The organism is Enterobacter cloacae complex sp. ESBL7 (assembly GCF_041679625.1).
Taxonomy (GTDB): Bacteria; Pseudomonadota; Gammaproteobacteria; order Enterobacterales; family Enterobacteriaceae; genus Enterobacter; species Enterobacter asburiae_B.
The window spans coordinates 784,501-806,980 of sequence record NZ_JBGORN010000001.1 but is presented as its reverse complement, the minus strand read 5'-3'; the positions used below and the strand labels follow the sequence as shown (position 1 = coordinate 806,980).

24 protein-coding genes and 1 tRNA gene are annotated in these 22,480 nt (G+C 55.3%); 16 read left to right on the top strand and 9 right to left on the bottom strand.

All coding sequences use genetic code 11. The features are described 5' to 3' along the window. The first annotated feature begins 6 nt into the window (after positions 1 to 6). The 4 genes from ACERY3_RS03835 (at position 7) to ACERY3_RS03820 (ending at position 3,878) form a co-directional block, all read left to right on the top strand. Entirely contained in the window at positions 7 to 1,125 is a 1,119-nt protein-coding gene (locus ACERY3_RS03835) for an MBOAT family O-acyltransferase (RefSeq protein WP_373225546.1), read from the top strand. After that, a complete protein-coding gene (locus ACERY3_RS03830; protein WP_058840871.1) occupies positions 1,122 to 2,555 on the top strand; it encodes an AMP-binding protein in 1,434 nt (477 codons plus the stop codon). The genes ACERY3_RS03835 and ACERY3_RS03830 overlap by 4 nt, the downstream gene beginning before the upstream one ends. Before the next feature lie 17 nt (positions 2,556 to 2,572). After that, positions 2,573 to 2,791 (top strand): acyl carrier protein, encoded by a 219-nt coding sequence (locus ACERY3_RS03825; protein WP_047061519.1) that lies wholly within the window; start codon positions 2,573 to 2,575, stop codon positions 2,789 to 2,791. Positions 2,792 to 3,041: 250 nt separating this feature from the next. Beyond that, positions 3,042 to 3,878 (top strand): alpha/beta fold hydrolase, encoded by an 837-nt coding sequence (locus ACERY3_RS03820; protein ID WP_032658141.1) that lies wholly within the window; start codon positions 3,042 to 3,044, stop codon positions 3,876 to 3,878. A 99-nt stretch (positions 3,879 to 3,977) separates the two neighbouring features. Here ACERY3_RS03820 and ACERY3_RS03815 read toward each other — a convergent pair. Together ACERY3_RS03815 and ACERY3_RS03810 are read right to left on the bottom strand one after the other, a co-directional pair. Further along, positions 3,978 to 4,065, bottom strand: a tRNA-Ser gene (locus ACERY3_RS03815). Positions 4,066 to 4,195: 130 nt separating this feature from the next. After that, positions 4,196 to 5,824, bottom strand: coding sequence for an ABC transporter substrate-binding protein (locus tag ACERY3_RS03810; protein ID WP_087822293.1), 1,629 nt, complete (start codon positions 5,822 to 5,824; stop codon positions 4,196 to 4,198). 269 nt (positions 5,825 to 6,093) lie between these two features. Here ACERY3_RS03810 and yccA point away from each other — a divergent pair, with 269 nt between their 5' ends. Beyond that, the gene (gene yccA, locus ACERY3_RS03805) at positions 6,094 to 6,753 is read left to right on the top strand and encodes an FtsH protease modulator YccA (protein ID WP_023335168.1); all 660 of its coding nucleotides are present in this window, start codon (positions 6,094 to 6,096) and stop codon (positions 6,751 to 6,753) included. Positions 6,754 to 6,807: 54 nt separating this feature from the next. On the opposite strand, the gene ACERY3_RS03800 is transcribed toward yccA, so the two are convergent. Next, the gene (locus tag ACERY3_RS03800; protein WP_033145135.1) at positions 6,808 to 7,284 is read right to left on the bottom strand and encodes a hypothetical protein; all 477 of its coding nucleotides are present in this window, start codon (positions 7,282 to 7,284) and stop codon (positions 6,808 to 6,810) included. Beyond that, positions 7,281 to 8,036: a transcriptional regulator gene (locus ACERY3_RS03795; protein ID WP_373225069.1), complete on the bottom strand. Its 756-nt coding sequence runs from the start codon at positions 8,034 to 8,036 to the stop codon at positions 7,281 to 7,283. Before ACERY3_RS03795 ends, ACERY3_RS03800 begins: the two co-directional genes overlap by 4 nt. Before the next feature lie 309 nt (positions 8,037 to 8,345). Between ACERY3_RS03795 and ACERY3_RS03790 the strand changes: the two genes are divergently transcribed. From ACERY3_RS03790 to tusE, 6 genes are all read left to right on the top strand, one after another. Next, a complete protein-coding gene (locus ACERY3_RS03790; RefSeq protein WP_045142968.1) occupies positions 8,346 to 9,089 on the top strand; it encodes a fimbrial protein in 744 nt (247 codons plus the stop codon). 75 nt (positions 9,090 to 9,164) lie between these two features. Beyond that, the gene (locus ACERY3_RS03785; protein WP_021240847.1) at positions 9,165 to 9,671 is read left to right on the top strand and encodes a CS1 type fimbrial major subunit; all 507 of its coding nucleotides are present in this window, start codon (positions 9,165 to 9,167) and stop codon (positions 9,669 to 9,671) included. 72 nt (positions 9,672 to 9,743) lie between these two features. Beyond that, the gene (locus ACERY3_RS03780; protein WP_373225067.1) at positions 9,744 to 12,461 is read left to right on the top strand and encodes a TcfC E-set like domain-containing protein; all 2,718 of its coding nucleotides are present in this window, start codon (positions 9,744 to 9,746) and stop codon (positions 12,459 to 12,461) included. Between the two features lies 1 nt (position 12,462). Beyond that, a complete protein-coding gene (locus ACERY3_RS03775) occupies positions 12,463 to 13,620 on the top strand; it encodes a CfaE/CblD family pilus tip adhesin (RefSeq protein ID WP_064672239.1) in 1,158 nt (385 codons plus the stop codon). A gap of 10 nt (positions 13,621 to 13,630) precedes the next feature. Further along, positions 13,631 to 14,182 (top strand): LuxR C-terminal-related transcriptional regulator, encoded by a 552-nt coding sequence (locus ACERY3_RS03770; protein ID WP_047061513.1) that lies wholly within the window; start codon positions 13,631 to 13,633, stop codon positions 14,180 to 14,182. 69 nt (positions 14,183 to 14,251) lie between these two features. After that, entirely contained in the window at positions 14,252 to 14,581 is a 330-nt protein-coding gene (gene tusE / locus ACERY3_RS03765; protein WP_008499913.1) for a sulfurtransferase TusE, read from the top strand. On the opposite strand, the gene yccX is transcribed toward tusE, so the two are convergent. The 3 genes from yccX to ACERY3_RS03750 are packed head-to-tail and all read right to left on the bottom strand — an operon-like array spanning position 14,578 to position 16,227. Further along, positions 14,578 to 14,859, bottom strand: a complete 282-nt coding sequence (yccX, locus tag ACERY3_RS03760; protein WP_032658146.1) for an acylphosphatase — start codon at positions 14,857 to 14,859, stop codon at positions 14,578 to 14,580. The genes tusE and yccX overlap by 4 nt on opposite strands. An 11-nt stretch (positions 14,860 to 14,870) precedes the next feature. Next, on the bottom strand, positions 14,871 to 15,659 hold the full coding sequence (locus ACERY3_RS03755) for an AraC family transcriptional regulator (protein WP_039261622.1): 789 nt from the start codon (positions 15,657 to 15,659) through the stop codon (positions 14,871 to 14,873). A 10-nt stretch (positions 15,660 to 15,669) separates the two neighbouring features. Beyond that, positions 15,670 to 16,227, bottom strand: coding sequence for a kinase inhibitor (locus tag ACERY3_RS03750; protein WP_039261620.1), 558 nt, complete (start codon positions 16,225 to 16,227; stop codon positions 15,670 to 15,672). A 173-nt stretch (positions 16,228 to 16,400) separates the two neighbouring features. Between ACERY3_RS03750 and rlmI the strand changes: the two genes are divergently transcribed. Further along, on the top strand, positions 16,401 to 17,591 hold the full coding sequence (gene rlmI / locus ACERY3_RS03745; RefSeq protein WP_032658151.1) for a 23S rRNA (cytosine(1962)-C(5))-methyltransferase RlmI: 1,191 nt from the start codon (positions 16,401 to 16,403) through the stop codon (positions 17,589 to 17,591). A 60-nt stretch (positions 17,592 to 17,651) separates the two neighbouring features. Beyond that, on the top strand, positions 17,652 to 17,969 hold the full coding sequence (gene hspQ / locus ACERY3_RS03740; protein ID WP_008499919.1) for a heat shock protein HspQ: 318 nt from the start codon (positions 17,652 to 17,654) through the stop codon (positions 17,967 to 17,969). Between the two features lie 37 nt (positions 17,970 to 18,006). Here the strand turns inward: hspQ and ACERY3_RS03735 are convergent, their stop codons facing one another. Continuing rightward, positions 18,007 to 18,420: a CoA-binding protein gene (locus ACERY3_RS03735; protein WP_028012609.1), complete on the bottom strand. Its 414-nt coding sequence runs from the start codon at positions 18,418 to 18,420 to the stop codon at positions 18,007 to 18,009. Between the two features lie 173 nt (positions 18,421 to 18,593). Between ACERY3_RS03735 and ACERY3_RS03730 the strand changes: the two genes are divergently transcribed. Next, positions 18,594 to 19,256 carry a DUF2057 family protein gene (locus tag ACERY3_RS03730; RefSeq protein ID WP_373225065.1) on the top strand — a complete coding sequence of 221 codons (663 nt, stop codon included), beginning with the start codon at positions 18,594 to 18,596 and terminating at the stop codon, positions 19,254 to 19,256. A gap of 80 nt (positions 19,257 to 19,336) precedes the next feature. Then, the gene (gene mgsA / locus ACERY3_RS03725) at positions 19,337 to 19,795 is read left to right on the top strand and encodes a methylglyoxal synthase (RefSeq protein WP_033145124.1); all 459 of its coding nucleotides are present in this window, start codon (positions 19,337 to 19,339) and stop codon (positions 19,793 to 19,795) included. Between the two features lie 57 nt (positions 19,796 to 19,852). On the opposite strand, the gene helD is transcribed toward mgsA, so the two are convergent. Continuing rightward, positions 19,853 to 21,907 (bottom strand): DNA helicase IV, encoded by a 2,055-nt coding sequence (helD, locus tag ACERY3_RS03720; protein ID WP_373225064.1) that lies wholly within the window; start codon positions 21,905 to 21,907, stop codon positions 19,853 to 19,855. 123 nt (positions 21,908 to 22,030) lie between these two features. On the opposite strand from helD, the gene ACERY3_RS03715 reads away from it, so the two are divergent. Then, positions 22,031 to 22,477, top strand: a complete 447-nt coding sequence (locus ACERY3_RS03715; RefSeq protein ID WP_373225062.1) for a YccF domain-containing protein — start codon at positions 22,031 to 22,033, stop codon at positions 22,475 to 22,477. The last annotated feature ends 3 nt before the right edge of the window (positions 22,478 to 22,480 follow it).

The following is a 22,480-nucleotide window of genomic DNA, read 5'->3' as shown; positions in this document are numbered from 1 at the left end:
CGAATGATGTACAGCTCAGGAATGTTTTTTGTTTATTTGTTTTCATCCGCGCTGGCGTTTGCGCTGGTTAATCGCGTATTGCGCCATCGTCTGACCTGGTTATCTGCGCTCTCGGTGTTAACGGCGCTGGGATGGGGATATATATTTCAGGGCGATTATATTGTCCCCGCCGCCGTTTTTTTCAGCTTTTATGTTTTTGCCACGCTTAAAGAGAAGGGATGGTTAAAAACGTGGCAGGCGGTCGTTCTGACATTATTGCCGCTACTGCTGGTGAAATTACATTTAAATAACCACTGGGGCATGATCGGCCTCTCTTTTATGACGTTCCGCGCGCTGGACGTGCTGCTCTATCGCAGTAAAAAAGAAGGTCAGAATTTCCTGCACTATTTCTGTTATCTGTTTATGCCCTTTATTATCCTGGCCGGCCCAATGTACCGCTGGCGGACGTGGATGAGTGACGTCAGCAAGCCCGTATTTGCCCTTAACCGCGAACAGTTTTTAGTCGCGCTGGAGCAAATCATTACCGGCATTGTCCAGAAGTTCCTGTTTGCCATGCTGATTGATTCCCTTGTCGTGCAGCCATGGAGCCATAAGCCGTTTACGCTGACCGTGGGCGTGGTGATGTCGATTGCCTACAGCACCTACCTGTACTTTGATTTTGCGGGCTACAGCAATATGGCCATTGGCGCGGGCCGCCTGTTTGGGCTCAGCATTCCGGCGAACTTTAACATGCCGCTTCTGGCAAAGAACCCGCAGGATTTCTGGCGCCGCTTCCACATCAGCCTGTCTGAATGGCTGCGCGATGTGGTGTTTATGCCCGTTTATATGAACCTGATGAAATTGAACTTTTTCCGTCAGAACAAAACGCTGGCGCAAAATATCGGTATTTTTTGCACCTTATTCTGCATGGGGGCATGGAATGGCCTGGAACGCCATTACGTCATCAGCGGCGCGCTGTTTGGCGCGATTTCCGTCGCTCACAATATGCTGCTGTGGTCAGCCAAACGCAGCCCGGCATTGCACCGCGGCCTGCAGTATCCGGCCGTTGCGTTTTTAGGGCGAATTCTGACGCTGGGAAGCGCCGCGGGATCCCTTTACATCTTTAGTGGAATGTCACCTCTATGAAAAATCACTCCGATCTTCAGGAACTGCAGGATTTCTTACGTGCGGCATTGTGCGATCCCGCCTCCCCGCAGCAGCTGGCCATCAGCGGCAGCGACGAAGCCTTAAGCTGGCTACAGCTTTCCGCTGCCGTGACGGACTGGGCGCAGCGCTTTCAGCGCTGCCAGCCTGTTGCCGGTACGCCGGTCGTATTGTACGGTCACCAGCAGGCCGAGTTCGCCGTGGCGATTTATAGCTGCCTGCTGCACAACATTCCGTACATCCCGGTGGACTGCATCTATCCGCAGGAGCGCCTCCGGGAGATCTGCCATCTGGCCAGCGCCCCTTACTATTACGACGTCGCGACCCGGCAGTTCATCGCCACCGGGGAACCGGGCAAGGTACTGGAGGAGCAGGATCTGGCCTACATCATGTTTACTTCAGGCAGCACCGGTAAACCTAAAGGCGTACAGATTGGGCGTGAAAGCGTATGGCACTTCATGAAATGGGTCAGCCAGGACTTTTCACTGCCGGAAAAACCGGTCCTGATGAACCACGCGGTATTCAGCTTTGACCTCTCCCTGATCCCTTTGCTGGCGAATCTGGCGATGGGCGGACACATCGTGCTGAACGCCAAAGAAGACATTCAGAAAGAGAACTGGCTGGAGCGACTGAAAAGCAACGCGGTCTCCGCCTGGGTTTCCACCCCTTCTTTTGCATACCAGCAGCTGCTTTCCCCGCAGTTCAACAGCGAGTATTTGCCCGCACTCAACGTCTTTATCTTCATTGGTGAAGTGCTCAATAAAGCGCTGGTTAAACAGCTTCGCCGCCGCTTCCCGCAGGCCAAAATCATAAACTCCTATGGCCCTACGGAAGCGACGATTGCGACGACCGTGGTTGAAATCACGGATGCGATCCTGAACAGCGACAGCGCCGTGCTGCCGGTGGGGGTCATGATGCCTGAGAGCAAAATGGAAATTTCCGCCGACGGCGAGCTGATTATCTGGGGTAAAAACGTCATGCGCGGCTATCTCGGCCTGCCGCAGGAGAACGCGGCGAAATTACTCCGTCGGGAAGATGAAGCGTTTCGCGGCTACCGGACCGGCGATCTAGGCTATGAGGCGGGGCTGATCTACTGTCAGGGCCGCAACGACAGCCAGGTCAAACTGAACGGCTACCGTATTGAAATCAACGAGATCGAGAACCGCCTGCTGGCCATGTCCGGCATCAACGAAGCGGTGGTCCTGCCGCTGATGAAATCCTGCGGAAGCGTGCTGCGCATTGCCGCGTTCTGCGTGACGGATATGGCGCCGGACACCATCAAAACGTCGCTGTCGAAGGTCGTTCCGCACTATATGGTGCCTTCACAAATTATCGTAAAAGACGCTTTGCCGCTGAATCCTAACGGCAAAATTGACCGCAAGCTGCTGGACGCTTACGCCCGCACAAATTAATGACTCCAGGAAAAATTATGGAACAAGAAATTCTCGCCCTGTTCGAAAAAGTGTTATCCCGTAAGGTGGGCTTTCACGATGAACTGATTGAATCCGACATTCTCGACTCCATCCTGGCGGTCGATATGGTGCTGGAAGTGCAGGACATTTACGGCTGCATGATCCCACCAACTGACGTGGCGACGGTGCTAAAAACCCCGGCGGACCTGGCCCGCTATATTGAAGAAAACCGCTAAACGCCCCTGCGGTTAATGCTGCCCTGAAGGCTCAGGAGGATCTCTCCGGAGCCTTCATTCGTTCCCCCTCCCCCTGAACGCTGTCCTGCCCCTTTCACAGGAATGAAACCGACTGCTTTTACTATTTCTCCTACACTTTAGGAGTACTGTCGGTACGGGAAACAGAAAAAAGCCAACTTAATTAAGGCATTAATGATTCGCTGTGCGCTCAGCCGGGGAACGTTTTGCCTTTAACAGAGGAGTCTGCGGTATGGCATTCGTAACAACGAAAGACGGCGTCAATATTTACTACAAAGACTGGGGCCCAAAAGAGGCTCAACCCATCGTTTTCCACCACGGCTGGCCGCTAAGTGCCGATGACTGGGATAACCAGATGCTCTTCTTCCTCGCTGAAGGCTATCGCGTTATCGCTATCGATCGTCGCGGTCACGGGCGTTCGGACCAGGTGAGTGAAGGCCACGATATGGATCATTACGCGGCCGACGCGTCGGCCGTGGTTGAAAGCCTGGACCTGCGCAATGCCGTGCACGTCGGTCACTCCACCGGCGGCGGACAGGTCGCCCGCTATGTTGCGCAGTACGGGCAACCGCAGGGGCGCGTCGCCAAAGCGGTGCTCGTCAGCGCCGTCCCGCCGCTGATGGTCAAAACGGACAGTAACCCCGGCGGAACGCCCATCGAGGTTTTCGACGGCTTCCGCAAAGCGCTGGCGGCTAATCGCGCCCAGTTTTACCTCGACGTCGCCAGCGGCCCTTTCTACGGCTTTAATCGGGATGGCGCGGACGTTTCACAGGGCACGATTCAAAACTGGTGGCGTCAGGGAATGATCGGCAGCGCCAAGGCCCACTACGAGGGGATTAAGGCGTTTTCAGAGACCGACCAGACGGAGGATCTAAAAACCATCACGGTTCCCGTTCTGGTGTTGCAGGGCGATGACGATCAGGTCGTGCCGTATAAGAATGCAGCCCTGCTGCAGGACAAGCTGCTGGCGAACAGCGTACTGAAAATTTATCCGGGCTTCCCCCACGGGATGCATACCACGCACGCGGATACTATCAACGCGGACATTCTGGCCTTTATCCGCTCTTAAACGTCGCCTTTATTGCCGGGTGGCGCTGCGCTTGTGTGAGGCGGATCGGCAAATCCAAAAGAAAAACCCCAGGTTAACGAGTAACCTGGGGTTTATATCTGGCGGAAGCGCAGAGATTCGAACTCTGGAACCCTTTCGGGTCGCCGGTTTTCAAGACCGGTGCCTTCAACCGCTCGGCCACACTTCCTAAGTGAGGCGAACTATAAACACCTCACCGCGAGCTGTAAAGAGTGGCTGCACTCGTTCGCTGTAAAAATAGTCAAAACGTGTTTAATCGGTTGAACTGACGACACATCGACGATTTTATCAGCACAGGCCTAGTGTTTTTTGATGTACATGTCTTTCGTGAAATAGTACCCCAGCTTATCCGGCGTAAATCCGCCTACCCACGGTTTCACCAGGTGCGTGCGGACGTAGTGATAAACCGGAATAGCCGGCACATCACGCCCCAGCAGATCTTCCGCCTGCTGGTAGAACTTACCCCGCTCTTCCGCTGATTTGGCTTTTGCGGCATCGAGCAGCGCCCGATCGTATTCCGGATTGCTGTACTGGCTGGTGTTTTCGCTGTCTCCCGTGCGGAAGTTGTTCAGGAAGGTCGCTGCATCGTCGTAATCGGCAATCCACGCGTACCGCACCGCATCAAAGTTGTGGGTGTGCATGGTATCCAGCATGGTTTTCCACTCCTGGTTTTGCAGCTTTGCCTCCACGCCAAGGTTTTTCTTCCACATGGAGCTGGCCGCAATCGCGATGCGCTGGTGCGATTCAGAGGTGTTGTAGAGCAGGTTGAAGCTCAGAGGATGGCTGGCGTTATATCCGGCCTCGTTCAGCAGCTTTTTCGCCTCGGCGATGCGCTTGTCCAGCGGCCAGCTGGCGTAATCCGGGTTCTGTAACTTCACGCCGCCAATATCCGGCTGGCTGATGAGCCACGCCGGGCGCTGCCCCTGCCCTAATACTTTTCCGGCAATGATGTCTTTATCCAGCGCCATGTTCAGCGCCTTACGCACGCGCGCGTCGTTGAACGGCGGCCGGGTGGTATTGAATTCGTAGTAATAGGTCGCCAGCTGAGGTGAAACGTCCAGCTCGCTGCCCAGGGTTTTCTTGAGCTGGGCAAACTGGTTTATCGGCACCGTATACACGATATCAATTTCGCCCGCCTTATAGCGGTTCACGTCCGAGGCCTCGGACGTGATGGGCAGGTAGGTGACTTTGTTAATCACGGTATGCGCGTTATCCCAGTAGCGCGGGTTGCGCTCCGCCACGATGCGTTCGTTGACCACCCACTGCGACAGCTTATACGCCCCGCTGCTGACGAAATGCTCCGGCTTGGTCCACTTATCCCCGAAGCGGCCAATCAGCACTTTATCCACCGGCACCAGCGACGGGTGCGCCAGCATCGCCAGGAAGGCCGCGTTTGGCTGCGTGAGCGTCACTTCCAGCGTAGTGTCGTTAATCGCTTTTACGCCCAGCGTATCGGGCGCTTTTTTCCCCTGAGCAATATCGGCCGCGTTGACGATATGCATGTTGCCCGGATAGCTGGCATACGGCGAAGCCGTTTTCGGATCGATCAGGCGCTGCCAGCTCCAGACCACATCCTCAGCGGTAATCGCCGTGCCGTCGCTCCAGGTGATGCCCGGGCGCAAATGGAACGTCCAGACGGTGTTGTCCTTGTTCTCCCATTTTTCCGCCAGTCGCGGTTGGACTTCGCCTGTTGGGGAGACGCTGACCAGCCCTTCGAATAAATCGCTGATAATATTGAATTCGACATCGCTTTCGACTTTATGCGGGTCGAGCGAAGCCGGTTCACTGCCGTTGTTTCTGACCAGTTCCTGTTTGTCGGCCAGCGCGGTTCCTGTCGGCACGTTAGCCGCCCAGGCTGCCGTGCTGGCGCACAGGATCCCTGCGGTTAACAAAGAGAGCGTAAAGTGAGTGCGTGTTTGTGGTTTCATTTCCTTCGCCTTATAGTCTGTTTTATGACGATCCGGAAATAACTCTTAGCGTTCGAATGGTAATAACGCAATATTTTTCAGTAACCTATAAGAGCTTGATCTGGTAAATTGTCGCAAACCGCTGTTCATACTGGCGAAACGGATTTCTGCAGAAGAAATAACCGCCTCCAGCGCTAACGTGCTGAGTAAAGATGGGTAAAACCACTTTGAGACTGGCGTGCCGTTTCCTATTCTTTCCACTAATTACATCTGTCATAAGAGAGTGACTCATGGATCGTATAATTACTTCTTCACGCGACCGCACATCGCTACTCAGCACCCACAAGGTGCTGCGCAATACCTATTTCATGCTCAGCCTGACGCTGGCTTTCTCGGCGATCACCGCCACCGCCAGCACCGTGCTGATGCTGCCGTCTCCGGGGCTGATCCTGACGCTGGTGGGTATGTATGGTCTGATGTTCCTGACCTACAAAACCGCTGACAAGCCCGTCGGCATTCTGTCCGCGTTTGCCTTCACCGGCTTCCTGGGCTACATCCTGGGGCCGATGCTGAATGCGTATCTGTCTGCCGGTATGGGCGATCTTATCGGCATGGCGCTGGGCGGCACCGCGCTGGTGTTCTTCTGCTGCTCGGCCTACGTGCTGACCACGCGCAAGGACATGTCCTTCCTCGGCGGTATGCTGATGGCGGGTGTTGTGGTAGTGCTGGTGGGCATGGTGGCAAACATCTTCCTGCAGCTGCCTGCCCTGCATCTGGCAATCAGCGCCGTGTTTATTCTGATTTCTTCAGGCGCGATCCTGTTTGAAACCAGCAACATCATTCGCGGCGGCGAGACGAACTATATCCGCGCCACCGTGAGCCTGTATGTGTCGCTGTACAACATCTTCGTCAGCCTGCTGAGCATCCTGGGCTTCGCCAGCCGCGATTAAGCACAACGGATACGAAAAAGGAGAATGCCTGTGGCATTCTCCTTTTTTTATGCCCTACTCACCCCGGCAAATATAGGTGGGATAGCGCCGGTCCTGAATCAGCCACACGGAAGGCGAGAGTTCAGAGATCGTCAGGTAGTAGCGTGCGGTCGGATTGGCGAAGCTACCCCACTGAGCATCAGGCGTATTGTCATTGTGCCGACGCCAGGTTTTGGTGTAGCTCAATACGATGACGTTATCATCGTCCCGCTGCTGCCAGGTAAAATCCACATCCCTGTCAACGATCAAACATTGCCCGCCAGCCCTTGCCGCGCCTTTATAGGTGGTCAACCCGGTACCGTCCCGATGAAAATAGAACTGGGCAACGGTATTGACCTTCACTTCACTGGCTTTTCCCTCATTGCGCGTGAAATTAAATTCAGTGCTGCAGGCCAGCACATCCTTTTTACCCACGCTGCCGGAATAGTAAAAAAATGCCAGCGAACAACCAACCAGTACACCGCCCACGCCAAAAAGAAGTTTTATTTTCATTTTTGTGCCCCGCTTTTATAACGTATGGTTTTACACAGGCTGGTTTTGCTGACCGGACAGGCACCAATAAACACCTCATCTGCAGCGGAAATAGTAAAGCGGGCGCTGAAATAATAAATGTCGTACGCCTCACGTTCGCACGCTACGTTATTAGCCTCCAGCCGCTCCGCTAATTTCGATAGCACCAGCGGTCTTCCGTGATCGTTGATAATCCAGATGCTGCAACGCGCGATTTTTTCCTTAACTGGCCTGAGTTTCGCCGGAACGTAAATCCCCTGCTGTCGGCTAAAGTAGAGACTCGTCCCCAGCGCAGCGACGATCAATACGGCCACAATCGCCCATTTTTTCATGGAGGCGCGTTGAGGCTTTACTTCTTGCGGCGCGAACGAGGGCTGCGGATCGACGGATGGAATATTCTCTCCGGGCTGAAAAATCACCTCAGCATCAAAACGAAATCCGTAACGGGGCACGGTCACGATAAATTCGTGCCCCTCTCCCAGAGACTGGAAGCTTTTACGTAATTCGCTTACCGCTTTATTGAGATTATTTCCCGATGGCGTAAAGCCAAATTCCTCCCAAACGCGAGTGATCAATTCCTCCCGACTCAGGTCGTGCCCTTTATGTTTTATAAATTCCTGCAAAAGCCGCACGGCTGGCGCCGAAAGCGTTAATACAGATTCTGGTTGTCCAACAAGACTTATTGCATGTGCTTCAGGATCGAATAACAACGAATTATTGCATATAAAAAACATCTTTTATTCTCGGCTGTTACCGCATGCTTTTTTAATCCCTGGTACATCGACATGAAAACCGCCTCCTGATCTGCTTATTTTTTCATCAGAAGGAATTTTCTTCCTATCCCTGGCCGCGGTATTTTCGCTTAACTATACAACCTTAAAGACAGAAAAGCAGGATAAAAACCTGTATTTAACGAGTTAATTAATACAAATTTTCACAAACCGCTGTTCTGGTTAAAGTTTCCCTGCCCTGAAGCAATACGAAAGCAGACGGTGTCCTGGTGTTAACGCGCCGCCGATGAACTCAGAGCAGGCAGACTGAATGTGAAACAGAAAAATAGAGTGAACATGACAACCGCCTTTTATGTCGCCGCGCTGTCATTGCCATTTTTCTCAGAAATGGCAATGGCCAATATGAGCGTGTACCCCATGGAACTGAATGTGGACAGGTCCGGTGCGGCGCAAATTAAGGTAGCGTCGAAAACGGATGATATTCAGTTCATTCGGGTGAGGCAAAAGAAAATTCTTAATCCCGGCACGGCCCAGGAAAAAGAGATTGATGTGGCCTCGTGGAAAGAAGGCGGCGTTGTTGTCACGCCCGAAAAATTTGCCCTCGCGGCAGGCGCCATGCGCGTCGTTCGTCTGGTATCGCTTACGCCACCGGAAAAAGAGACCACCTGGAGAGTCTATTTTGAAGGAGTAAAGCAGCCTGACAGCATTATTCCCGGCAAGGCAGAAAGCCCGGCTGCGACGGCGACATTGGGCGTCAATGTGATCTGGGGCGCCCTGATCCACCTCGCCCCGGAAAAAAGTGTGGTTTCACTCTCGATAGACCCTCGCAGGGGCACGTTAAAAAACAACGGTACGCTGCGCGTGCCGCTGAGAGAGATCGGTATTTGTGACGCAGATTCGTCGTGTAAATGGGTGAAAGAAGACGCGACGATTTATCCGGATACCGAACGGAAATTAAAAACGCTCACAAATACACAAGGCCAGAAATATAAATTCCGCTACTTCAACTGGGTGAATAAAACCGCTGAAGAAGCTGATTTACCCGTCGTGCAATAACACGACGTTACCGTAAAGACCCCAAAGGGTTTGTTTAAAGAGCCAGGGTGCTCATTTGTAAATATGGAGATATCAATGCGTAAGTACTTTAAACCTCTGATGATTGTTGCCGCGATGACCACGTCCGTTAGCGCGCTGGCGATCCAAAAAGATATTACCGTCAACGCCAGCGTTGATTCACAGCTGGACATGACCCAGGCCGATAACACGCCGCTGCCGGCAAGCATCGATATGCAGTATCTGCCTGGCCGCGGTCTGGAAAGCTATCGCCTGAATACCAAGGTGTGGTCTAACTCCGCCACCAGCAACGTGAAAGTCCGTCTGGTAAGCGCCGCGAAGCTGGCAAACGCCGACGGTGCTGAGACCATCCCAATGACGGTGAAGTTGGGCGACAAAACCCTCTCTACCGCCGATGTGGAATATACCGGTACCGAACTGTTCCCGGGAAGCATTGAAAACGGTTCAGCGGTACTGCCGCTGACCATTTCTCAGACCACCAAAGGCATTCTGAAAACCGGTCAGTACAGCGGCGTTGTCAGCCTGATGCTGACGCAGGCGACTACCACGGAAGGCGGTGCGTAACACCACAGCACCTAAGGAATAACGTCAGAGGGTGCCCACCCTCTGACGTCAGGATGATGTCGAGGCTCGTTCATGGCGTTTCACAGAAATACTCTCCTCTTTGTTGCTTTGTTACCCGCATCCATCCAACTCGCCTGCGCCGGGATGGCCGTCCCGGCAGGTTTTGAAGATCTGGCTAAAACGCAGCGCCTGTGGACAGAGGTCAACCTCTACGGCGAGTCGCTTGGACTTTTTGAAACGGATATCACGCTTGAAACGGTCAGTTTTGTCGCACCTGAAACCGTGGTTGCGGCCATCAAACGTCGGTTTAACGACGACCCTGCTCTCGTTGGCACCGTGTCTGCCGCGCTGGCCGTTCCGCTTGCCCGTAACGGCAACCTGGCCTGCAGCAGCAACGGCTCCGCAGCGGGCTGCGATTACATTGATACCGACCGCGCGGCCATTATCTATGATGAGAATAACGCCCGTATTAGCCTGTTTTTGGACAAGAAATTTCTGCCTAAAGCCACCGCGGAAAATCAGTGGTATCAGCCCACGCAGGACACCGAAAATGCGCTGATCCATCAGCAGAATATTAACTTCGTTGCCGACAGGGATTATCAGTCGGCTACCGTGCAGGGCAACGGCGCGCTGGCGCTCACGCAGGACGGCTATGTTAATCTCGACTGGACCTGGCTGGGACAGCGTTCACGGCGTCAGCAGCAGCAGGAAATCACCGTCAACAACGCCTGGTTCCGCCAGGATATCCTGCGTCAGTACTATGTCCAGCTGGGCGAGATGGATACCCGCGATCTGTTCAGTAATGCCGGCGGGAATATCAACCTCAGCCAGCTGCCGCTGGGCAAAATTCGCGGTCTGCGCACGGGTTCAACACGGGCGTGGATTAATCCGGTTCAGCAGTCAAAGGGAACGCCTGTCACCGTACTGCTTTCCCATGACGCGCGTATCGACGCCCGCCGTGGCAATCAGCTGCTGGCCAGCTTTTATCTGAATGCCGGGGCGCAAACCCTCGACACGCGATCGTTTCCGGACGGGAGCTACACCGTGACGCTCTCCATCTATGAAAATAACCGGCTGACGCGTACCGAGCAGGTGCCGTTTACCCGAACCGGCATTACGCCATTTGACCGCGTCGAGTGGTTCCTGCAGGCGGGTGAAACCGACAATAGCGATCGGAACGAAGAACGCAGCGCGGTTGCGCAGGCGGGTGTGCGCCTGCCCGTCACCCCGACCCTGGCGCTGACCAGCGGAGCAACGATAAAGAAAAACCAGCGTTTCCTGGAAAATGCGCTCGACTGGAGCCGGGGCTTCAACGCGGGCCCGATCGACGGCGTGCTGAGTACCCGGTTTAGCTACCTTTACGGCAGCGAAGGCCAGCGCGGCAATATTCAGCAAATCAGCTACAACGACGGTTTTTCGCTGAGCCTCTATCGCAACGCGCTATCAGCGGAAAACTGCAACACCCGAAGCGCGGGGTTTGACGCCGTGAACGGCTGCTATCGCACCCTCTCGGTGATGTTTTCCGTCCCTGTCGGGGCCTGGTATGCGAGCCTCGGATATTCGGATAACCGCAACGAAGGACGGTACGTTTCACGTCGGGAGCTCCCGGACAGCGACGATCGCCACGATGCGGGTTTGCCGTGGGAATCGGTCTATATGACCCGCTCGCGCTCGCGCGCCTGGCAGGGAGGGCTGAGCAATGCCTTTAGCACCCGAGGCCTCAACATTAACAGCAGCATTAACCTGTTCATGCGTCACGATGACGCCCGCGACGGCAGGGACAAAGGCGGCTACCTGAGCGTGAGCCTGTCCATGGCGCATAACCGTCAGGGTGATGCCTCGAGCTATACCTCTATGGGCGCGACCTGGCAGCACCAGCAGCATGAAAAAAATCAGCTGAGCTACAACGTGGCGCATAACTGGTACGCCGATGCACGCGGCGAAAACGAGTATGGTCTGAGCGCGTCGGGCATTAACAGCGACTCGCTGAATACCTCAGCCTATACGCGCCAGGGCGGGCGATACGGCAACGGCAGCCTGACCGTCAGCGACGCCTGGGATCGTCAGGACAGGCGCCATACGCTGAGCAGCAGCGGCAACTACAGCTCGACCCTTGCGCTGTCGCGTTCTGGCCTGTGGCTGGGACGCTGGAGCGACGGTCGTCCTGCTTCCGCCGTCGCGGTTAACGTTGCCACACCGGAAGATACCCAGGCTCCTAGCGTTGCCGTGTCGCTGGATAACAGCGGGAGCGCAGACATTCCGGGCAATAACCGCGCCCTCTTCGCAGTGCCGGGCTACCAGCAGACAACGTTGACGATTAACGAATCGCTGGACGTGTCCCGGGGAGCCAGCAGTGAGATCACGCAAGGTTCAGGCAGCAGAACGCTGTTTATGGTGCCTGGCAAACTGCTGCGTCGGGATGTGCAAACCACCGCAAGCTACACCTGGCTCGGCCAGTTAACCGACGAGCGTCATTCGCCGTTTATCGGTGGCGTGCCGCTGAACGTTAACGGCTGGAGCGATCTTGGCAATGGCGGATTCAGCGCCCAGAGCGATGCCCTGCTGCATAACCTCTACCTGGTGCGCCAGCAGCAGTTTTATCAGTGCGAACTCAACGTGAAAAGTATGCGCGACGTGGTGCGCTATGTCGGCTCAATTCCTTGCCGGGAGTTAACCTTCTCCGCCCTGCCGGATGCCGTCCAGCAGCAGGCGCAGCTGATGCTCGCCGGACGATCGGTACTTGCCGGTCCAACTGCAATGAACGCCGACAACCTCACTAAAGGGAAATGATGTGATTAAGTGCTTCTTTATATTACTGTTCTTAAGCCTGTGGACAGGCCAGGCGCTGGCGGGCGCCCCTGCGGGACGAAACACCAGCGTTGGGATCAGCTTCGATCGTACGGCACCGCCTGCGCGTTTCGATATCTGGTTTCATGAATCGGGCGGCTATGACCTCGCCGACCCGCAAAAGTGGGGACGTAATACCCTGACCTGTGAGTCCCGAACTGATACCACGAATGGGGCCTGCATGAACTCACCGGTCTGGTTCTCAGCTAACCCGGCCGCGCCCTATGCCATCAATTTACGTTTCACGCATGCCCTCACCAGCAAGACGGTGGATATCAAGGTATATGGCGATCACTACATGTTTATCAACAATAAAGTCTTTACCTTCGCCAGTTTTGTCACAGGGGGAACGGGCGATCTCAGCGCCTGGAACAGAGAGCCCTATTTCGATTTCTATATTGTGAAAAGCGAACTGGATAAGCTCGCCCTGCCGGGGATCTGGACCGCAACGCTGAAGCAGAACCTGCGTCAATGGGGGAGCGCCGACTGTGGCGGAAACTTCAATGACGTCAACGTCGGATGCCCTGGCTACCTCACCATCGCCAGGTGGCAGGCAAACATTCGCATTGAGGTGGTCGATCCGGGTAATCAGCAGATTTATCTGCCGGCATTTCCGCACTCAACGCCCATCGTTAACCTCAACCTGACCAACTTCCCGGGGCGGCCGGGAGGTAGTGAGATCCAGGGTGAAAACTCGCTGGATATGTGCCTGTACGACGGCAAAAACAGCACCAGCACCCGCGCCTATCTTCGCTTTGAAGATGACGGACTCCCCTCAGCGGATCGTGCCGAAGGCGCGTTTTCTATCAGGCGACGCGGCGGTAGCCAGACCGATGCGCGGGATCGTCTCGATTATCGGGTCTCCGTCACCAATCCAATAACAGGCGCAACCGAAGCCGTCGCGAACGGTAAAACCCTGGTCTGGCAAGGCACGAACGATCCGCAGCATCTGCGTCAGGTCGTGCTGCCCGGCGGACGCGAGAGCGTATTGTGCATTCCTGCCCCTATTATCCTGAAAACCCCCGCGTTTGCCGCCAGCAGCAAAAACGCGGGCGACTATACCGGCACGCTGCGCGTTATCTATACGCCCAGCACGTTATAACGAGGTCACCGTGAGTTACGCTATTCTCGACAATAATCGATTTTACGCCGAAGGGTTGCGCTACGCGCTGCTGCGTCGGGGCGTTCAGCCAGAGGTCCAAAGCGACACCGTGCAATGGCAGCCAGCGCTGCTTACCCGCCGCGTGGTTGTCGTACGCTGCCGTTTTTCCGTGGCGGGTACGCATCAGGCATTGATAAACATTTTGCTCAGACTGGAAGCCGCCCGCTGGCAAGGCAGCCTGTATCTGGTCTGCAATGAAAAGGGGTGGGCGCTGGCGACGCATTTACGCAAGCGTTTCAGTACGTTGACCCTTTATATCATCGATGACCGGATCGCCGTCGCTGATGCGGCATATTTGCTGGCAAAAGAGCCTCGCCGCGTCCGAAGTCTTGACTGCTGTCTTACCGGCCTTGAATTCAACGTGCTCGATCTGATGCTTACCGGCTTGCCGGTACGCCACATTGCCATCGTGACGCGTATGTCTGAGAAGCAGGTTTCGACCCATAAATGCAACGCGCTGAAAAAGCTTAATGCCAACAATCTGCTGCAACTGCTCCTGTAGGGCACGGCTTATCCTTCGGCGGCTTTTTTGCTACACTGTCGCCGTTTTTTTCACAGACGACAGAAGATTATGTTCATTTTTGCAGGCCAGGAAATTGAGACCGATAGCGAAGGCTATCTGAAAGATACGACGCTCTGGAGCGAGCCGCTGGCGGAGAAAATTGCGGAAAACGAAGGGATTACCCTCTCCCCCGAACACTGGGAAGTGGTGCGTTTTGTTCGCGAGTTCTATCTTGAATTCAACACCTCTCCGGCGATCCGCATGCTGGTCAAAGCCATGGCCAATAAGTTCGGCGAAGAGAAAGGCAACAGCCGCTATCTGTATCGTCTGTTCCCGAAAGGCCCGGCAAAACAGGCCACCAAAATTGCCGGCCTGCCTAAGCCGGTGAAGTGTATTTAATACCGAATCCCGAAGTTTACGTATTCCCGCCCGGGTTGATGCGGTTCCGTTAACACCTTATCAACCCGTGCGCTGCGCGGCCCGCCCGCTTTCAGCCACGCCACCAGCTTGTCGACCTGCTCCGCTTCGCCGCAGGCGACCACCTCAACGCTGCCGTCGTCCCTATTTCGCGCGTATCCCGTGAGCCCAAGCTCAACCGCTTCGCGCTGGGTGCTGTAGCGGAACCCCACGCCCTGAACAACGCCGTGAACCCAGGCAATAATGCAGACTTTGGACATTTTTCTTCTCCTTAACGTAGCGTTTTCGGCAAACAGCCATAGTGCTGCCGGAAACGGGCGGTGAAACGAGAGCTGGAAAGATACCCACATTGTAATGCGATTTCGCCAATCGGTAATCGGGTTGACTGGAGCTGTGACAAAGCAACGGCCATCCTCACCTCCTCCACGATCTGGCGAAAACTCTGCGACTCTTCACGCAAGCGTCTGCGCAGCGTCGGCACGCTTAAGGCCAGACGGCTGGCAACGTCCTGCGCGGTCCAGTCTCTGGCGGGCGACAGCATAATGAACTGCCGCACCTGCTCGGTCAGGTTACTGTTGCGCTCAACAAGCAGCGGACCCGCCACGCCATCGTGCAGCAGGGCCAGCAAAAGGCCGAAAGCCTGATGCTTTTGTAGCGCCTCCGGTAAATCCTGACGCACGGCGTGCAGCAGATTGTCCCACATAAACGCCAACCCCTCGCTCAGCGGGGCGCAGAGCGAATGCAGCGTCGTGCGCGGCCAGGATTTCAGGTAATGCGCCTTAAACTCGGCGACGATCTCCGGGGATAACATCAGCAAATCCGAGTGAAACAGACCGTTTACAGGCTGATTGATAATCTCCATCGCCGTATTGGCCGGGATAATGATGAGCTCATCCCGTGTCGCCTCCAGGCGGTTATCATCCTGAACTATCACCTTAGTGCCGTGAGTGATATGACAAATAGCCGGAAAAAAGAGCTTAACCTGGTGCAGGCGATGCATTTTGCTGGCAGTCACTTCACCCGCGGTAAGATGGTTATGTCGAAAATGAAACTCCTGCACCCTGCCATCCTTATCTGCTGTAGGTTGCTGTTAACTGAGCCTTTGCCAGAACGTGACTATTGAGCATAAAACCGACCAGCGCGCCGCTGGCATTGTTGTCGACGGGCAGTTTATCCACGTCCAGGGCCCAGACGGTAATCTGATAGCGGTGAGGCTTGTCCCCTTCGGGTGGACATGCGCCGCCGAATCCAGAATAGCCGAAATCATTACGCCCCTGCACAACGCCGGCAGGTAATTTCTCGCCGTTCGGGTTACCGGCATCAGCGGGCAGCGTCATTGTCTTCGCCGGAATATTGGCTACGGTCCAGTGCCACCAGCCGCTGCCGGTGGGCGCATCCGGGTCATATACCGTGACGGCAAAACTTTTCGTACCGGCAGGCGGATTTTTCCATGCCAGCTGCGGTGAGATATTCCCACCGTGGCAGCCAAATCCCTCAAATACCTGCTGTTGCGCCAGCCGCCTTTCGCCGGAAATATCCCGGCTGGTGACGTCGAAAGGCGTTGTTGCTAAAACCTGAAAACTCATCGCCGCCAGAGCGGCTATGGCTATCACACTGCGCTTTTTCATGGGTGCTCCCTCTGCTGTACCGGAAGCCCTACTGTAAAGCCTGCTGCAATGCCGGAATGTGCCTAAGCGATTTAATTTTGTGCCGAAACGCTCAACGGTATCCGCAGATGATTGCGCCTTGCTGAATGTGGTAATCTACGCGCCATTTCCTGAAATCGACAGAACAGCAAATTATGAGTGTACGTTTAGTGTTAGCCAAAGGGCGCGAGAAATCATTACTGCGCCGTCATCCCTGGGTCTTTTCCGGCGCGGTTGCCCGTATGGAAGGCAAAGCCAGCCTCGGTGAAACCATTGATATCGTTGACCATCAGGGGAAATGGTTAGCGCGCGGCGCCTACTCGCCAGCGTCCCAGATCCGGGCTCGCGTCTGGACGTTTGATAAAGATGAAACCATCGACATCGACTTCTTCGTCCGCCGCCTGCAGCAGGCGCAGCAGTGGCGCGACTGGCTGGCAAAACGCGACGGGCTGGACAGCTACCGTCTGATTGCCGGTGAGTCCGACGGCCTGCCGGGCGTGACCATCGATCGCTTCGGTAACTTCCTGGTGCTGCAGCTCCTGAGCGCCGGAGCGGAATACCAGCGCGCCGCGCTGATTAGCGCGCTGCAAACGCTATTCCCGGAATGCGCAATTTACGACCGCAGCGATGTGGCGGTGCGCAAAAAAGAAGGCATGGAGCTGACTCAGGGACCCGTAACGGGCGAACTGCCACCGGCCCTGCTGCCGATTGAAGAGCACGGCATGAAGCTGCTGGTGGATATTCAGGGCGGGCACAAAACCGGTTACTACCTCGACCAGCGCGACAGCCGTCTGGCTACGCGTCAGTACGTTGCCGACAAACGCGTGCTGAACTGCTTCTCCTATACCGGCGGTTTTGCCGTTTCGGCACTGATGGGCGGCTGTGCCCAGGTAGTGAGCGTGGACACGTCGCAGGAAGCGCTGGACGTGGCAAAACAGAACGTCGAGCTCAACAAGCTGGACTTGAGCAAAGCGGAGTTTGTACGCGATGACGTGTTCAAGCTGCTGCGTAAATATCGCGACCAGGGCGAGAAGTTCGACGTCATCGTGATGGATCCACCAAAGTTTGTGGAAAACAAAAGCCAGCTGATGGGCGCGTGCCGCGGGTATAAAGATATCAACATGCTGGCTATCCAGCTGCTGAACCCGGGCGGGGTTCTGCTCACCTTCTCCTGCTCCGGCCTGATGACCACAGATTTATTTCAGAAAATCATCGCCGATGCCGCAATAGATGCTGGCCGTGATGTACAATTTATAGAGCAGTTCCGTCAGGCAGCCGATCACCCCGTGATTGCTACCTACCCGGAAGGACTGTATCTGAAAGGGTTTGCCTGTCGCGTCATGTAACTTGAAAAGAGAAATATTGCCCGCACATAACGTGTAAGTCGTATTTCCCGGGAGGTGACTATGATTGCCAGCAAATTCGGTATCGGCCAGCAGGTCCGCCACACTTTGCTAGGGTATTTGGGTGTGGTCGTGGATATCGACCCGGAGTATTCCCTTGATGAACCGTCAGCAGACGAGCTGGCGGTGAACGCAGAGCTTCGCGCCGCGCCCTGGTACCATGTGGTAATGGAAGGTGATGATGGACAACCCGTTCACACCTATCTGGCCGAAGCGCAGCTGAGTAGCGAGCTGCAGGAAGAGCATCCGGAGCAACCCACAATGGATGAACTTGCTCAGACTATCCGCAAACAGTTACAGGCTCCGCGCCTGCGGAACTAAGCGTGTAAAAAAAGCCCGATGAACGGGCTTTTTTTTATTACTTCGCCAGCCCCAGACGGGGGATGTCGATCGCCGGACAGCGATCCATGACGACCTTCAACCCCGCATCCCGCGCCAGCACGGCGGCCTGCTCGTTAATCACGCCCAGCTGCATCCACAGCGTTTTCGCCCCTACGGCGATAGCATCCTGCGCCACTTCCCACGCCGCCTCGGAATTACGGAAGACATCGACCATATCAATTTTTTCCGGCACGTCCGCGAGCGTGGCGTAACCCTGCTGACCCAGCAATGTTTTCCCCGCCACTTTTGGTGAGACCGGGATAACGTGATAGCCCTGATCGAGAAGGTATTTCATCACCCGATAGCTTGGACGATCGGGTTTATCGCTCGCGCCCACCAGCGCAATGGTACGCGTGGATGTCAGAATCTCGGCAATATCGTTCTCTTTCATGGCTTTTCTCCTGGCTTTTTTAAAAGTGTACGCCAAACCGCACATCTCAACCATCCATCCCATACAGATGCATGAGGGCAAAACGGCGAAATATGTCTATATGTTAGTAAACGTGATTATCGAAAAATTTAGATACATTAATGCGGCGACAGGATTTCTGACGGGAGCCTTCTATGAAAACCGGTATTGCCACTGCCCTGATTGCGTTAGTGATGCCGGTCTGCGTTTTTGCTACCACGCTCCGGCTCTCTACCGACATTGATCTTCTTGTACTGGACGGAAAAAAGGTCTCCAGCTCGTTATTGCGCGGTGCAGACAGCATCGAGTTAGATAACGGGCCGCATCAGCTGGTCTTTCGGGTAGAAAAGTCGATCGGTCTGGCTAATCACGAGCAACGGATGTACATTTCCCCGCCGCTGATCGTCAGCTTTAATACCCGGCAAATCAGTCAGGTGAACATCACCCTGCCTCGCCTTGAAACGGAGAAGGAATCTGTGGCCTTCGACGCTTCACCCCGCGTTGAACTGCTGGACGGGAATGCGATGCCGATTCCGGTGAAGCTGGATATTCTGGCGTTAACGACCTCGCCGAAAGGCCCGGATTACGAGGCCGCGACCCAGACCTATAACAAAGCGGGAAAACGCGCATCGCTTCCGCAGTTTGCCACCATGATGGCGGATGACAGTACGCTTTTATCCGGCGTCTCTGAACTGGACGTTATTCCTCCCCAGTCCCAGACCCTCACGGAACAGCGCCTAAAATTCTGGTTCCAGCAGGCCGATCCCGACACGCGGGCCCGGTTTTTACAATGGGCAAAACAACAACCTTCATCATAAGCCACATTTTTTACGCCTTTCTCTTGCAGCGTCAGACGGTTCCCGTCATCGTGTAGTCAGTTAACCTGATGGATATGATTATGGAACTGACAACACGCACGCTGCCTGAGCGCAAACACATTGCTCTTGTGGCGCACGATCACTGTAAACAAATGCTGCTTAACTGGGTTCGCCGCCATCAGCCTTCGCTGGAAAAGCACGCCCTGTCGGCGACCGGCACAACCGGTAACCTGATCCAGCGCGAAACGGGTCTGCAGGTGAATGCCATGCTGAGCGGCCCGATGGGCGGCGATCAGCAGGTCGGCGCGCAGATTTCCGAAGGGAAAATTGATGTGCTGATCTTCTTCTGGGACCCGCTGAACGCGGTTCCGCACGATCCGGATGTTAAAGCGCTGCTGCGCCTGGCGACGGTGTGGAATATTCCGGTGGCGACAAACCTGTCGACGGCGGATTTCATCATCGAATCGCCGCAGTTTAACTCGCCGGTTGATATCCTTATTCCGGACTATCAGCGTTATCTTTCCGATAGACTGAAGTAGCTTTTTTGCCGGGTGGCGGCTACGCCTTACCCGGCTACAAAATCTTGCCTGACATCGTTATGGCTTACGCGCCACCGGCACATCAATATTCTTCAGGATATCGACAAACACGGATGGCTCCTCTTTATTGAACAGCAGCCACACGCGATGCCGCGCGCGGGTGATGGCCACATACAGCAAACGCCGCTCTTCGGCATCCGGGAAGTCTTCCGGCACCGGCAGCAGGGCCTCTTCCATCACCGACTCGCGGGCCGGGGCCGGGAAACCGTCGCTCCCCTCTTTCAGCCCCACCACAATCACATAGTCAGCCTGCTGCCCTTTGCTGGCGTGAATTGTCATAAATTCAAGCTGCAGTTTCGGCCAGCGGGTGGCGGCTTTTTCCAGCGCCGCGGGCTTAAGGTGATGGTAGCGCGCCAGCACCAGAATACGTTCATCGGGCTTCGCGTAGCCGCTGAGCTTGTCCAGCAGCGGCTCCAGCTGGTCATCTGCAAGCAGGGTGACGGCTTTTTTATCCCCTGGGCGCAAGCTATTGAGCGGCTTGGCCAGCTGATGCGGGTTTTGCTGGATAAAGCGGTTGGCGATCTCACCAATGCGTGAATTGAAGCGGTAGGTGGTGTCCAGATCGCTGCGATCCCCTTCGCCAAAATAGTGGTGGAACGCGGTCGTCAGGGAGAGCTGCGCCCCGCTGAAGCGATAGATGGCTTGCCAGTCGTCACCCACCGCAAACAGCGACGTATGTTTATTTTGCGCCCGTAGCGCCGAGAGCAGTGCGGCACGCTGCGGAGAGATATCCTGGAACTCATCCACCAGAATGTGTTTCCACGGGCTGACAAAACGTCCCTTTTCAAGAATGATGATGGCCTGATGGATTAAACCGGAGAAATCGACGGCATTTTCCTCTTTCAGCGCGGTTTTCCAGGCTTTCAGCAGCGGAGCCATCAGCTTGACCCGCTTCGAAAACAGATCGCGGATCGCCTCAGGCGCGCTTTCAATCATCTCTGCCTGCGATCCGCCGTGCATTCGCATCAGGCTGACCCAGCGGTCAAGTCGCGAACCCAGCCGACGTGCCAGCTTATCGTCCTGCCAGAAGCTGCCCTCTGGCACCTCCCAGCTGAGCTCCTCCTCCAGCCACTGACGCCACCCTTTCGCCTGCGCTTTTTTCTCACTGCACTGCTGGCGCCACGTTTTGATGAACAGCGCCTGACGCGCCTGCGCGTCGTTTTCCAGCTTACTGATTGAAGGCACTTTTTTACTGCCCTGCTGAATAATATGCAGCGCAAGGGCATGGAAGGTCCTGGCCGTGATATCCCGGGTGTGCAGACGCTCCTGGATACGTTCGTCCATCTCCTGGGCAGCCTTGCGGCCAAAGGCCAGAAGCAGAATTTGATCGGCTACCGCTTCTCCGGTCGTCAGCAGCCAGCCGGCACGCGCCACCAGTACCGACGTTTTACCGCTACCGGCCCCGGCCAGCACCAGCAGCGACTGCTCGCCGTTGACCACCGCGCGCGCCTGGGCCGGATTGAGCGGTGAAGATTCCACCGTACTGAAAAAGTCGGCGTATTGGGTGAGCATGGCGTCCGTCCAGGCCTGGTTATGGGCGAGACGGCTTTTATCCTTATCATTCAGCCACGCCTGACACTGCCGCCAGGCGTCGCGACAGTTGTCAAACTCGTCGAGACGCGTCACGGAGAGCGGCAGCGCCGAGAGTGCCTGTCGGATCTTTTGCTGCAGCCCGGCGGTCTGCTGACGGGTCAGCCACGCGTGTTGTGCGTTGCTCTGCGCGATATCGTCCAGCACCTGCTGGAGCACCTGGGCGGCAATTACGCTCATATCCTGGCTCCACTGCTGCCAGAGTGCGTTCAGGTGATGATGGAAACGCTGGGTTTCCGACCACTCGGTGCCGTGAAGACGCACGACTTTATCGTCAGGCAGAACGAACTCCAGCTCGCCCCACACCAGCCCGCGTTTACAGTGGATAGCCAGAAGCTGATTAAACGGAATAAGGTATTCGTGGCGTTCCCCGGAGACTTTCACCCCGGCATTAAGGAGAACCACCCTGTCGTAAGGGTGTTGCGCCAGGCGTTTGCCTAACGAGGTTGCTTTCAGTTCCATGTTCCGCCAAATCCACGAAGAGATAATTTACCTGACAGTTTAACTGCCAGTTTTAAGGTGCTCCAGCCTAAAAAAACGTTACAATCATTGGGCGTTAATTTTATCGAAAGGAAGTGAGGGTTTATGCGTACCGTTCTGAATGTGTTGAATTTTGTGCTGGGCGGTTTTGCCACCACCCTTTCCTGGCTTTTTGCCACGCTGGTGAGCATCGTCCTGATTTTCACGCTTCCCCTGACCCGTTCCTGCTGGGAAATCACAAAGCTCTCCTTAATCCCCTACGGGAATGAAGCTATCCACGTTGACGAGCTCAATCCGGAGAGCAAAAACGCCCTGATGAATACGGGCGGAACCCTGCTGAACATACTGTGGCTGATTTTCTTCGGCTGGTGGCTGTGCATCATGCATATTTTTGCCGGTGTTGCACAGTGCATCACGATTATTGGTATTCCGGTGGGGATAGCGAACTTTAAGATCGCCGCCATCGCCCTTTGGCCCGTCGGTCGCAGGGTTGTTCCGGTAGAAGTGGCCCAGGCGGCGCGTGAAGCAAACGCGCGTCGTCGTTTTCAGTAAATA